Raw genomic sequence first — 12,964 nt, 5'->3', positions numbered from 1 at the left:
AGCGGACGCCGTACCAACCTTTAAAACAACAACCATCGGACGCGAAGGCAGCGCCCCCGAGAGGGTTCGCTCGCGTCCATAAAAAGGAGCATGCCATGCGGCATTTCACATCCACCTGGTTTCATACCCCCGCCGGTACGTTGCTCGGCCTGAGCCTGATCGGCATGCCGAACGCCCAGGCCGACTTCATCGCCGACAGCAAAGGCAGCCTGGAGGCCCGCAACTTTTACTTCAATCGCGACTTCCGCCAGGAGGGGGCACGGGACAAGGCTGAAGAATGGGCCCAGGGCTTTTTGCTGCGGATGGAGTCGAGTTACACCGCCGGAACCGTGGGTTTCGGCCTCGATGCCTTGGGCATGGCCGGCTTCAAACTCGATTCCGGGGGCGGCACGGCGGGCACCAATCTGTTACCGGCGGATTTGTCGGGCGGTTCGCAAGACCGTTATGGCGAACTCGGTCTGACTGCCAAGGTGCGCCTATCCAATAGCACCTTGAAGCTGGGGACGTTGCAGATCAAGGACCCGGCGGTGAGCTCCAACGACACGCGCCTGCTGCCGGGAACGTTCAAGGGCGGGTTGTTGAGCGTGCAGGAAATCGATCGCTTGAAGCTGAGCGCCGGGCAACTCACGCAGATCAACTTTGTCGACTCCACCGACTACCAGGACATGACCGCCAATCGCATCGGTGGAAGCAGCGACAAGTTCCAGTTCGCCGGGGCGGACTATCAGTTCCTGCCGAACCTCACGGCGCAATACCGCTATAGCCAGTTGGAAGACATCTACCAGCAAAACTACCTCGGGTTCGTCCACACCCTGGACCTGGGCGCAGGCCAGTCGTTCAAGAGCGACGTGCGCTATTCGCGCAGCACCGAAGACGGCAACTTTCGCGATCTCGACAACCAGGCCTTCGGCGCCTTGTTCACCTACAGCCTGGCGGGCCATGCGTTGGGCCTGGGTTATCAACGCATGAGCGGCGACGATCCGTTCCCCTACATCGGACGCAGCGATCCGTACTTGGTCAACTTCGTGCAGATCGGCGACTTCGCCAACATCGACGAGCGTTCCTGGCAGGCGCGTTATGACTACAACTTTGCCGCCATTGGCGTGCCCGGGTTGACGTTCATGACCCGCTACATCACTGGCGACAATGTCCAGCGCACCGCACCAGGCGAAGGTAAGGAGTGGGAGCGCAACACGGATATCGCCTATGTGGTGCAGGACGGCACGCTCAAGGGGCTGGGCTTGAAATGGCGCAATGCGACGGTCCGTTCGAATTTTGGCAACGATCTGGATGAGAACCGGTTGATCGTCAGCTATACGATGGCGCTGTGGTAAGAATCATCGCTCTGCCGACCGGTATTGTTCGGCCACCAAAAGCAACGACTGCGGCACCGGACTTTGTGGGTGCTGCGGTTCCTGCAGCACCACCAGTCGGAAACCGGCCATGTCCAGGGCATTGAGCCAACTGGACAAGGTGCGGAAGTACCACGGCATGGGCCGCCATTGGCCCTTGAACCCGTCGAAGGTTTCTTCTCGCCAGCCGTCCTGGTAATTGCCTGCCGCCACAGTCCACGGGTGCAGTGTCTGGATCACTAGCGCTCCGCCCGGGTTGAGCAGGGCGTTCATCGCCGCGAGCAATGGGATGATGTCCTGGTGCAACAGGGCGAAGTTGGCGCAGATCAGGTCGTAGCCGCTGCCGACGTCCACCTTGGCCTCCACCAGCGCTTCATAGCTTGCCAGGTGCACCAGGGAGGAGCCCGCTGCCCGGGCCGCATCGATCAACGTCGCGTCGCCATCCACACCGACCGCCTCGATGCCCCGTTCAGTCAGCGCCCGCAACAGCCAGCCTTCGCCGCAACCCAGATCAAGCACACGCTCGGGCTGGCGGCTCAGTACCGCCAGCAGCATGGCCTGGTCCGTGACCGTCAGGCGGCTTTCGATGGCCCCCGTGCGGATGGCTTCGATCCAGGCCTGGGCATTGTGGTGCCAGCTTTGGAGGAGGGTGGTTTCGGAGGACATGGGTCCAGCTCCGCAGTGGATTGGATAAGCATAGGACAATCGCTGGCGCAAGGACGCCGCGGGTCAAAGCGGGCGGTCGAGAAACAACAGGCGTGCCGCCAGCGCTGCCATGACCCCGGCAAAACCATACGTACCCAGGCGCCTTGAAATCCCGCTGTTTGCCAGTTTCGCCCTGAGCTGTGCGGCGCAAACACCCAGCAGCGTATGGAAGACGAATGCAATCAGTGCCAGCAACGCTCCGAGGAAGATCAGTTGCAGGCTTACGCCGCCGGCCTTGACGTTGACGAACTGGGGCAGAAACACCATGAAGAACAGCAGCGCCTTGGGATTCAAGAGGCTGTTGAGGGCGCCTCGGCAGAAGATTTTCCACTGCGAAGCCACCTGGAGCTGGCTATCCTGAGTCGCAGCCGGCGCTCTCAGTGCTTGCCAGGCAAGCCACAGCAGATAAGCGGCCCCGGCCAGGCGCAGCACGTCGAACGCCGGTGCCCAGCTCATCACCAGCGCGCCGATGCCAGCGCTGACCATCATGGTCATCAGCACGTCCGCCAAGGAAATGCCGAGGGCGGCCGCGACGCCAGCACGCCAGCCGTGGGCCAACGCATGGCTGGTGACAAAGGCCATGTTGGGCCCCGGAACGATCAGCAAAAGCACGACAGCAACCACGAACAGGTAGAGATTGGCGGTATCCGGCATGGGAATCACTCCGTGGGATGAGCCTCGACAGTAAGCGAACGGCGAGCAGGGCGTCAGTTACAGTCCGGGCCTAACTGATAGCAACAGTCGTCTCTCTCGCGATGAATCACGGGAGTCGCTAAACTGCGGCCCCGAATTTCAGCAAGGAAGTGGGTGGATGCGTTCGCTCGTCAGCAGTGTGCTTCTTTCCATGACTGTGGCGGCCCCGGTCATGGCCGAGCCAAGGGCGTTCGCGGTGAATGACCGCAGTGGCCAATATCTGGTCGAAGTGCTGTTCCCGGAGCCGCCGGAAGACCCGCATCAACTGGCGCAAGCGTTCATCACCGTGCGCGACAACAACACCCACGAAGCCCTGCAGCAATTGCAGACGCCCGCCGGCAATGTGCCCGTGGACCGCAACGGCAAGGTCGATAACTGGCTACTTGGCCCTCAGAGCCTGTTGTACTTCGACGACTTCAACTTCGATGGCCGCCAGGACTTGGCGATCCGCAATGGCAACGATCCCGACGCGAGCTACAAACCGACGTTCGACGTCTATCTGCAAGACCCGCGGAAAACCCAATGGATCCTCAATCCGGCCTTGACGGCCCTGGCCAGGGGGGACAGCAAAGGCATGTTCTCTGTCAGCCCGCTGGACGGCGTTCTGCTGTCACAAACCGACCGTGACTGCTGCTGGACCCGCGCCACTCAATGGAAAATGCACGGCGACGAGCTGGTCCTGCTTCGCTCGGACACCGAGGAGCAAATCCAGCCGACCGAGCCAGGCGAAAACACCAGCATGCCCAGCGGCTACACGCTGCGCACCACGGGTGAATTGAAAGAGGGCCAATGGCTTGAGCAATCGCGCCTGGAAGGCCCCGAGAAGGAGGACCCCGTGATCCTCGCCGGTACCCTCGACACAAAGACCCCGGTAGAACTCTGGTACCAGGTGCAAGGTGCCGTGATCGTTGGTGAGGTGCGCTATACCCAGGCGGGCAACGGCGAACCGATCAAGCTGCTGGGCATTCGGGAAGACGCGGATGACGACCTTATCAGCCTCCATGAATATGCCGGCGATGGTCGTCAAACGGGTACCTGGCGGATCTCCCGGGAAAAAGTCGAACCGTACTCTTTCACCGGTATCTGGGTCAGCGGTGCCAAGGGCGACGACCACCAAGGGGCTGTCCTGCTGCACGATGAAGAACGCGAGTTGGATAACGACAAGATCGACGATGTCGACGCGGCCCAGCGTAGCGGCCATTACCAGATGCAGGACGCACTGGGGCACGACGCCGATCTGGACCTGAAGATTCTCCCTGAGCGGGATGCCAATGGAAGAGAAGTCGCCGAATTCACCATGGCCACAAAGGACAGCGTGACCGAGCATCACATCGTGCCGATGGACAGCAGCAACCTGATCATCGTGCGCGAGCCGCAAGCCTCCGGTAAGAACGGTCCATATCATATTCAATTGGTGAAAGGCTTTGCTGTCATTGCCTACAACGCGGTTCCGGATTCACAGGACGGGCTGGCCGGGGTGTATTTGAAGCAGCGTTGAGCACGGAGCAGCAATCCGCAAGCCGTAGAAGAGCTTGCAGTCCATCGGACATGTAAACGAGCTCGGGTCCGCTATCACGACGTCTAAAGTTGCGCCTCTGTCGGCTTTACGACGCTGCGGATCAGTGAAGCGAATGTTTCAATGACCTCGTCTTCGCCATGCCGCCCTCGTACCAACGCGCAGGACAGGGCTTCCCCCGCGCCAACCAGGCCAATGCAGCATCGTTCGAGTTCGTCCGCTGGCCACGTCGTATGAGGTTCGAGCACAGATATGAACATCTGCACACAGTTATCCAAGAGCTCCTGGAACACCGCCGCCTTCTCTTCGCTGCCTGCCAGGGCTGCGCCCACAGCATGGAATTCGTCGGTGTTATCGGCCGCGCAATGAATGTAGGCGCTGGACAGGACCAAGGCTGTCTCTTCCAGGCTCCGCGCAGTCTTGGACATGGCGTCACGGAAAGCGCTGACCCGCTCGGTATCGATCCATTTGTAGAGCTCGATCAACAGACCCGAACGGGTGCCGAAATGATCGTAGACAACCGGTTTGGACACGCCGGCGCGAACGGCCAGATGCCCCAAGGTCAGCCGATCCGCGTCTTCCTCGCGCACGATCAGTAGCGCGGTATCCAGCAACTGTCGCCGCCGTTCGGCTTTCGCAAGCCGGCGGGGAGGGGAACCGACAGGGCTGTGCTCAATGTCTTTCTGCACGGTTTTTTGCTCCTGATCGCTAAAAAACCTACTAATGGTAGGTTGAAGTGCGTGATGTTGTGTTAGGTTACCTACTGAAAGTAGGTTTAAACCAGAGACAAGGAGAACACACCATGTCACTTGATCCTATCTTATTAATGGGCGGTTCCGGCGCCATTGGTCATCACACTGCCCGGGCGCTTCGCGCCGCCCACCCCGAGGTACCACTGCTGATCGGTGGTCGCGACCTTGCCAAGGCTCAGCGCGCCGCGGATCACATTGGCGGGGCACAGGGCGTGGCGATTGACTCTAACGCAGACGATCTAGGCCTCGGCGATCGCCCGGTCAGCGCCGTCGTGGTCTTTTATATGGACCACGCCCTTGCCGGATTGCGTTTTGCGCAAAAACGCGGCGTGCCGCACCTCAGCATTTCCTCCGGCGTTTTCGAGATCGCGCCGGAAATTGCGACGTACATGCATACGCCTGACGCCTCGCCCATTGTCCTCGGTTACGAATGGATGGCAGGGGCGACGACCGTGGCGACGCTGAGCGTTGCCCGGGCATTTGGCCGGGTCCAGGACATCCGTATCAACGCGCTGGTCGATGAGCAGGACACCGGCGGCCCAACCGTCGCCACTGACTTTGAACACCTGAACAAAATGCTGCCTGCCGCACTGACACGACGCGACGGTGTGTTCGTTTGGCGCGAAGGAGAGGATTCCAAGACACGATTCCATGCGGTGGATGGTACGGAAATCGAGGCTTCCGGCTTTTCGTCCATTGATGTCGTCGGCCTGGCGGCTGCGACGGGTGCAGCAAATGTCCAATTCAACTTGGCCACCGCAGTGAGTTCAACCCGGCGCCAGGGCAGGCCGATGTCCACCGAGATCATCATCGAACTCGTTGGCGAGGACCTCCAGGGCGAACCCTTGCATACGCGTCATGCAGTCATCCACCCGGCAGGCGCTGCGCCATTGACCGGCCTCAGCGTCGCAATGACTCTTGAACGACTCCTCGGGTTGGACGGCCAGCCACCGACGCCGCCAGGGCTTTATTTCCCTTATCAACTGTTGGACGCCGCCATGTATCTGGAGCGTCTGAAGGAGGAGGGCGGGGAGTTACGCAAGCTGCAGGGGTAATGAGTTACGAAACTCCGTGTGCTGATCGTTTCCTCGGAGGCTTATCAAAAAAAGCACGGGCCTCGCAACGGCGATCAATATGGCTGACCGAGGTTTTGCTATCAGGGGTAGACCTGCTTCTTAGTATCCCGGTCAAGTACGTAGGAATTCACCCTGATCTGCATTTGCTCACTCCCTGAGACCCCTATCATGGATGTCGACGATGACCACGTAGCCAAATAACGCTTGCCGGCTTCCAACCTGATGTCCGGGGCACTGAAGCCGCATTTGCCTCCACCTGTACCCAGTTTGTTCATCGAGACCCAGCACCACTCCAATGAGTGCGGACCTGGCGTCAACCGAACGGCTTGGTAACCGAAGTACTCCAGGATTGAGTGCTTACCGGCATAAGGTAAGGACTGGCCATCCACCCGGGTTGCGAGAAGCAGGCGGTGGAACGGTACGCCCAGATCCCGATACTGGAGCGTCTCGAAGTAGATAACCGGGGCATCGGCGACTCCATCGGACAAGTCCAAGACCTGGAGGGCAGGATCATCTAAATTGCCGACAAAAGATCTGTACTGATAGTTAGAGCAAGCGGATAGCAGTAGTAGGGCCGCAGCAGCTCCCAATAGCCGAAACGTCATCGAATCCTTCCTGGAGGTGACATCAGAGGGCGCGCAGTTTAACTGCATCTGATTGTGGAGTGGACCCTTTTTAGCCGGTTCTGGATAAGGTGCATACGTGCGGTGGGCTAGCATCTGCGGCCTCGCTCTACGCTTATTCCTTACGTAACAGCACCCTGGTCACCCGGCGCTCTTCGACCTCCAGCACAGTCATGCTCCACTCTTGCCAACGAAGAGTGTCTCCGATGATTGGCAAGCGATCCAGCAGGCTCATCACCAAGCCGGCGAGCGTCTGGTAATCTTGCGTCGCTTTCGCCTGGAAGCCGATGTGTTCACGAACCTGGCTGAGGGGCAGGGCGCCGCTGACGAGAAAGCCTCCATCCTGGGCGACAATATTCGGGCCTTCAATTTCACTGGCATCCGGCAGTTCACCTGCAATGGATTCCAGGATGTCAGTCATTGTGAGAAGGCCGACGAAGTCACCGAACTCGTTCACCACGAACGCGATGTGGGTCGACTCTTTACGCATTTGCTCCAGTGCGTTGAGGATCGTGAAACTGTCGAGCAGGTTGATGGCTTTGCGCGCCATGACTTCCAGATTGGGCTGATTGCCCGCCAGTATTTCCTTGAGCAGTTCTTTCTTATGGACAAAGCCTAGCGGCTCATCCACGCGTCCTTCCCGGATCAACGGCAAGCGTGAGTAGGAAGAGTGCATCAGTGCCGTACGGATTTCCTGCGCTTCATTGGCCAAGTCGAGGTGGTCAATTTGCGCACGAGGTGTCATCACGCTGCGTATCGGGCGCTCGGCCAATTGCAGTACGCCACTGATCATGACCCGTTCGCGTCGATGGAAAACCTGCTCCGGTTCGTCACCTTCCAGCATGTCGGCGATTTCCTCACCGACTTCATCGGCCCCCAGCTTTTGGCCGCCCAACAGGCGCAACACCGCATGGGCGGTGCGCTCGCGCATCGGCCGAAGACCTTGCAGGCTTTTCTTGCGGCGCGAGCGCGCCAGCTGGTTGAACAATTCAATCAGGATCGAGAAACCAATCGCGGCGTACAAGTAGCCTTTCGGAATGTGGAAACCCAGGCCTTCAGCCGTGAGGCTGAAGCCGATCATCATCAAAAAGCCCAGGCACAGCATGATGACAGTAGGGTGGCCGTTGACGAATTTTGTCAGCGGTTTGCTCGCGATCATCATCAAGCCGATAGAGAACATCACCGCGATCATCATGACCGACAGGTGCTCCACCATACCCACGGCCGTGATCACCGCATCCAGGGAAAAGACCGCGTCCAGTACCACAATCTGCGCAACGATAGGCCAGAACATCGCATAGGCCGCGTTGCCGGACCGTTGTGCCACGTGGCCTTCGAGTCGCTCATGCAACTCCATGGTTGCCTTGAACAACAGGAATACACCACCGAACAGCATGATCAAATCCCGGCCCGAGAACGTCTTGCCGAAGACCTCGAACAACGGGTTGGTCAACGTCACCATCCAGGAGATGCTGGCAAGGAGGCCAAGGCGCATCAACAACGCCAGGGACAAGCCGATGATGCGGGCGCGGTCGCGCTGCTCGGGCGGAAGTTTGTCAGCCAGGATGGCGATGAATACAAGGTTATCGATGCCGAGCACCAGCTCCAGCACGATCAAGGTCAGCAGGCCGAGCCAGGCCGTGGGGTCAACGATCCATTCCATGGGTTATTCGCTCCCTCGGGCGATCAATGCGAGGGAAGAAGGTGCTGGAGCGCTGGAGGGAATTCTGTTCTTTGGAAAGCTACTGGGAGGTTCCTGGGGCGTGTTCATACTGACCTGGAAATAATTGGGAAAGAAATCCTACAACGGTTTCCAGCATTTCATACGAGACGATTTATTACAGGATCTGACAGGACGGTGATCTGCGCTTGGCGGTTTGTACTCGACGCGACGTTTCTAACAGCTAACAGCTAGCCAAATCGTGTGACCACCACAAGCCGGATCTTCCGTAGTTTGCTCAACGACGTTGAAACCATGGGTTGTGAGCAATTCGAAGTATTCATTGTGGTCCAGGCTGGCGTGATAAAGCGTTTCTCCTTCGAAAGTGCCTAATGCAATGCCATGGGCCGGCCCGCTGGTAAACATCAGTGCAGCGCCTGGCTGGGCATGGGCCTGGAAAATCGGGAACATCCGACGCTGATCCTCAGGCGTCAGGTGAAAGAAACTGTCCCACGCCAGAATGCCAGCGAAACGCTGATCAAGCGCTAACTGGCGCATATCGGCAACATGCCAATCGTGCTGCGGGAAACGTTGCTGGCATAGACTGATCATCGCCTTGGACGAATCAATGCCACATACGGCATGTCCCGCGTCGATCAAGTAACCAGCCATGGGTTCGGCGCAACCACAGCCAATGTCGAGGACATGAGCATCGACAACAGGCATGGCCTGACGAAAACGATCCAGCCATGATTGCTCGACGAGGCACCGCGGGCGAACGCGATCCCATGTTTGAGCGTGACGCTCGTAGAGGTCGATGATCTGATGGGCTGCCTCATGCATGGGAGAAGATCCTGGGGAATGTGGTCGAGGGATGTGACTGAGCTTTCAAATGTACCTGGGAGATGGCCTGTGTGGAATATCTGTTGGTGCGTGTAATGTATATTATGTTAAACAGAGTGTTTATGATTTTAAGGCGGATGCATTCGTACTGATTCTAGCCCCACCGGGGCCGGCCATTGCAACGCTATAGAGATTTCAGCAGCACCGCCACTCCACTCAGAGCTGCCGGGGGATTGGCCAGGAAATGAATGTATTCGACAGAGCGCTGGAACCGCCCTGTCTCACGAGAAGCATGGAAGATGCTTCGAAGCTACTTTACACGCTCCCAGACGATGTGAACCTTCATCCCATCCGGGCGCCGAAAATCTTCCACCATCCGGTCGCCGTCAACCTTCAGTTGCAAGTCATCCTGGGTACGCACAGCGCCCACCCAGTTTGGAAACGTAGATCCTTCGACGGTGTTGCCCGTGAACTCGCCGTTCTGGTTAACGGTATATCGTCCAAAGAAACCGATGCTACCGAGCATGGCTGCGCGGTTTTCCTCATCGGTGCCTTCGCCACGCACGTTGGAGCGAAACGGCGGCACGCGTGGATCCGTGAGCACTTCAACAAACGTCAACTCCGGGGTGAAAACGAGCCAGCCATGAGGATTGGGTCCATAAGCATCCGAGCTACTGCCCTGGTGCTCAACCGTTGCGCTGATCATGCGCCAAGTGCCGATCAACGAGTTTTGTTCGCCCGCGAAGGCTGTGGGGAAAACCGAAAAGGCAATGACCGCACCTATTGCCAGTACGCTGTTTTTTAGAGTCATCTGTATCACCTCTCACTGTAAGGATGCGATGGAGAATAAAAAATCTTCATGCCCTGGCCGAGATAATTGCCAGGCGTAGTTCCCGCGAAGCGGCATAATCGGCCTGCCGTCCCAATTGCCAGCCCAAGTAACCCCACAGCAACGCGCAACACGCGCCAATCATCGCGGCCAGGCCGGCGCCCTGCCCCAGCATGTCAAGCAGGCTCTTGGCCCAGCCACTCATGGCGTCACCGGCGCGATAAACCACGGTGTCGATGAAGTTCTTCGCCTTGTATTTACTCTCGGCGTCCAAGGGTGCGAAGAGCATTTCCCTGCCCGGCCGGACGAACGCGTACTCGCCGATTCGTCGTACGATCATCAACGTCGTAAGCAGCGCAAACCCGGGCGCCAACGCCAGGCCCAGGAAGCCGATGGACATGAGCAGCGGCACGATGGCCAGCAACGCGCGTACCCCCAGCTTCGGTGCGATACGGCCGGTGATGAACAGCTGGGACAGCAACGCGCCCGCCTGCACGATGATGTCGATGGTGCCAAAGATGCGAACTTGCGATTCGCGATCCGGATAGTGCTCGGCCACCAGGCGCGCCTGCTCGAAATACAGAAAGGTGCTGACGGTCGCCAACAGCACCACGAACCCGGCGATTCCCAGCAGGTAAGGTGATCTGAGCACCGCCGTCAAGCCGCTGAACGGGTTGCCGCGCAGTGGCTGCCGAGGGCTTTGCGTCGGCGCGGCGCCCGGTCGGCCTGCCCCACCCTCCTCGCGCCATCTCATCAACGCCCGCTTCAAGACCAGCGTGGCCCCGAGCAACAAGGCCGCCAGCAGCATCAACCCAGAGGCGCCGAGGGTATCGATGAGCAGCGCGCTCAGGGCCGGCCCCAGCAAACCGCCGATGCTGGCACCGGCAGCGATGAAGGCAAATAAACGCTTGGCCTGCTCGCTGTCGAATACATCCGCCATCAAGCTCCAGGCCACGGACACGACGAACAGGTTATAAACCGAGATCCAGACGTAAAAGACCCGGGCCAGCCAGACACTGTCCGGCTGGAACTGGAAGAACTCGACGAACATCAGCAGATTGATGCCGAAGAAGCCGTACACCCAATCGATGAGGCGCAAGCGCGGTACCCGGGAACTGAGCCAGGCAAACATCGGAACCGCCGCCAGCATGACCAGGAAGGTCGCGGTAAACAGCCATTGCAGATTCTCCACGCCCGCCGCGATGCCCATCGATTCGCGGATCGGGCGCAGCATGAAGTAACCGGTAAAGAGGCACAGGAACAGCAGGAATCCGTACAACGCAGGACGCAGCTCACCGTCGCGGGCATTAAGGGCGAGGCTCAGCCGGTGCAGATAGGAAGGCGTACTCATGGGAGCTCCAGGAAGGCGGCAACAGGCCAGAGGGTGGGCACGGGACGGACACCCGCGCCCAAGGTTGCATCAGGGGTAGGTGACGCCGGTCAGCCGTTCGGAGACGGCCCAAAGCCGATCGGAATCCGCCTCCCTGGTTGCTGCGGCAGGCGTTTTGGCAAAACCCAGCGGGCCGCGTTTTTCCTGGTCTCCGGTCGGGCCGTAATAGGCGCCGCCGACGGCCTGCTTAGCGGTGGCGGCATACAGCGTGGGCAACGCCCCTTGTGCCGCTGAGTGGTAGGCGTCGCGGTCCTGGGCCCAGCGCTGGCCGAATTCACTGTTGAGGCCGGGGCCGCGTTCGACCAACTCGGTTACGGCAACGCCGGGGTGCGCGGCGATGCTACGAATGCCCCAATTTTCGGCATCGCTGCGCCGCTGCAACGCGAACGCCCAATGCAGGATGGCCAGTTTCGATTGCGCGTATGTCGCGTACGGGTCGTACTTCTGGTTGGCCTGGAGGTCATCGAAGTTTATCGCGCCACGGGTCGCTGCAATGCTTGAAAGGCTCACCACGCGTGCGTCCTGGCTTTGACGCAGGAGCGGCACCAGCAGGCCGGTCAGCGCGAAGTGCCCCAGGTAATTGGTTGCTAACTGAAGTTCGAAACCATCGGCTGATGTACCTCGTTCGGACGGCGCCATGATGGCGGCATTGTTGATCAACACGTCGAGGCGCGGCAGCCTCTGATTAAGACGCTGGGCCAGGTCGCGCACGGATGAAAGGTTGGCCAGGTCCACGGCCTCGAACTGCACCTTGGCATCGGGCACCGCCTGTTGAATGCGTGCAATGGCCTGTGCACCGCGCTCTGGATTGCGAGCAGCGATAATCACCTGCGCGCCGGCACGGGCAAGTGCCAGCGCATCCTCATAACCCATGCCGCTGGTGCCGCCGGTGACCAAGACGATTCGGCCCTCCTGAGACGGCATGTCGTTGGTCGACCAGTCGGGTTTCGGTGCGACACGAGCCGATGCTTCGATACTTACGGCACTGAGCAGCGCGACACCGGCGACAAGTGCCCGGACCAGTCTCATCAACGGGTTTATGGTGTTCAGAAGGCCGATTGCGGGGGTTGCTGTGTTCCACATGGTTGAATCCTCTATTTGAAACAATGAACCGACACGACCGGCGATCACTGGATGGAACACGCCTCAGCCAGTTGCAGAAAGCTGACTTGGCGGGTTTGCCCTTGCGTATCCACATAGGTCATTTTTGCCCGCACGACCTCACACACTTGCGAGCTCGGTGCCTCGATGCGAATGGCGTGGGCGATGTCCAGCGGCATGCCATACTCGTAAGCCGGTGGTTCCGTGTTTTCTTTGGCGAACAGAGGTGAACCGCTCAATGTGATGACGGCCAGCAGACTGGCGATCGACAGGTTTTGGATATTCATGATGGACTCCACGACTGCCTTTACCGGGATGGTGTTAGCACTCTAGGAGGGGGACACTGACGTCAAGGTGACTGCTGACTGACAGGAAGATGTCAAACGCCGATGTTGGGGAAACACCGGCGTTCGCTAAGACGCAA

At 59.2% G+C, this 12,964-nt stretch carries 12 protein-coding genes; 3 read left to right on the top strand and 9 right to left on the bottom strand.

The annotated features are described in order from the left end of the window. Positions 1-95: 95 nt before the first annotated feature. Positions 96-1,334, top strand: a complete 1,239-nt coding sequence (locus PBDP_RS15390) for an OprD family porin (protein WP_109754121.1) — start codon at positions 96-98, stop codon at positions 1,332-1,334. A 3-nt stretch (positions 1,335-1,337) separates the two neighbouring features. On the opposite strand, the gene PBDP_RS15385 is transcribed toward PBDP_RS15390, so the two are convergent. Continuing rightward, positions 1,338-2,018 (bottom strand): class I SAM-dependent methyltransferase, encoded by a 681-nt coding sequence (locus tag PBDP_RS15385; protein ID WP_116832460.1) that lies wholly within the window; start codon positions 2,016-2,018, stop codon positions 1,338-1,340. A gap of 63 nt (positions 2,019-2,081) precedes the next feature. After that, the gene (locus PBDP_RS15380; protein WP_109754119.1) at positions 2,082-2,711 is read right to left on the bottom strand and encodes a LysE family translocator; all 630 of its coding nucleotides are present in this window, start codon (positions 2,709-2,711) and stop codon (positions 2,082-2,084) included. Positions 2,712-2,868: 157 nt separating this feature from the next. On the opposite strand from PBDP_RS15380, the gene PBDP_RS15375 reads away from it, so the two are divergent. Beyond that, positions 2,869-4,248, top strand: a complete 1,380-nt coding sequence (locus PBDP_RS15375; protein WP_212800877.1) for an XAC2610-related protein — start codon at positions 2,869-2,871, stop codon at positions 4,246-4,248. An 83-nt stretch (positions 4,249-4,331) separates the two neighbouring features. Here PBDP_RS15375 and PBDP_RS15370 read toward each other — a convergent pair whose 3' ends face one another. Then, entirely contained in the window at positions 4,332-4,955 is a 624-nt protein-coding gene (locus tag PBDP_RS15370) for a TetR/AcrR family transcriptional regulator (RefSeq protein WP_178082488.1), read from the bottom strand. 113 nt (positions 4,956-5,068) lie between these two features. Here PBDP_RS15370 and PBDP_RS15365 point away from each other — a divergent pair, with 113 nt between their 5' ends. Beyond that, positions 5,069-6,073 carry an NAD(P)-dependent oxidoreductase gene (locus PBDP_RS15365; RefSeq protein ID WP_212800876.1) on the top strand — a complete coding sequence of 335 codons (1,005 nt, stop codon included), beginning with the start codon at positions 5,069-5,071 and terminating at the stop codon, positions 6,071-6,073. Between the two features lie 759 nt (positions 6,074-6,832). Here PBDP_RS15365 and PBDP_RS15360 read toward each other — a convergent pair. The 6 genes from PBDP_RS15360 to PBDP_RS15335 all read right to left on the bottom strand — a co-directional run bounded on the left by PBDP_RS15360 (position 6,833) and on the right by PBDP_RS15335 (position 12,827). Next, entirely contained in the window at positions 6,833-8,380 is a 1,548-nt protein-coding gene (locus tag PBDP_RS15360; RefSeq protein ID WP_109754115.1) for a TerC family protein, read from the bottom strand. Between the two features lie 234 nt (positions 8,381-8,614). Next, the gene (locus PBDP_RS15355; RefSeq protein ID WP_212800875.1) at positions 8,615-9,220 is read right to left on the bottom strand and encodes a class I SAM-dependent DNA methyltransferase; all 606 of its coding nucleotides are present in this window, start codon (positions 9,218-9,220) and stop codon (positions 8,615-8,617) included. Between the two features lie 310 nt (positions 9,221-9,530). Further along, positions 9,531-10,031, bottom strand: coding sequence for a lipocalin-like domain-containing protein (locus PBDP_RS15350; protein ID WP_212800874.1), 501 nt, complete (start codon positions 10,029-10,031; stop codon positions 9,531-9,533). A 46-nt stretch (positions 10,032-10,077) separates the two neighbouring features. Beyond that, a complete protein-coding gene (locus PBDP_RS15345) occupies positions 10,078-11,400 on the bottom strand; it encodes an NTP/NDP exchange transporter (RefSeq protein ID WP_116832451.1) in 1,323 nt (440 codons plus the stop codon). Positions 11,401-11,469: 69 nt separating this feature from the next. Continuing rightward, positions 11,470-12,522, bottom strand: coding sequence for an oxidoreductase (locus PBDP_RS15340; protein WP_212800873.1), 1,053 nt, complete (start codon positions 12,520-12,522; stop codon positions 11,470-11,472). 44 nt (positions 12,523-12,566) lie between these two features. After that, the gene (locus PBDP_RS15335) at positions 12,567-12,827 is read right to left on the bottom strand and encodes a DUF2790 domain-containing protein (RefSeq protein ID WP_109754110.1); all 261 of its coding nucleotides are present in this window, start codon (positions 12,825-12,827) and stop codon (positions 12,567-12,569) included. Positions 12,828-12,964: the final 137 nt, after the last annotated feature.

This window comes from Pseudomonas sp. St290 (assembly GCF_018325805.1).
Taxonomy (GTDB): Bacteria; Pseudomonadota; Gammaproteobacteria; order Pseudomonadales; family Pseudomonadaceae; genus Aquipseudomonas; species Aquipseudomonas bijieensis.
The sequence above is the reverse complement of the archived record's forward strand: the minus strand, read 5'-3'. Positions and strand labels throughout refer to the sequence as shown.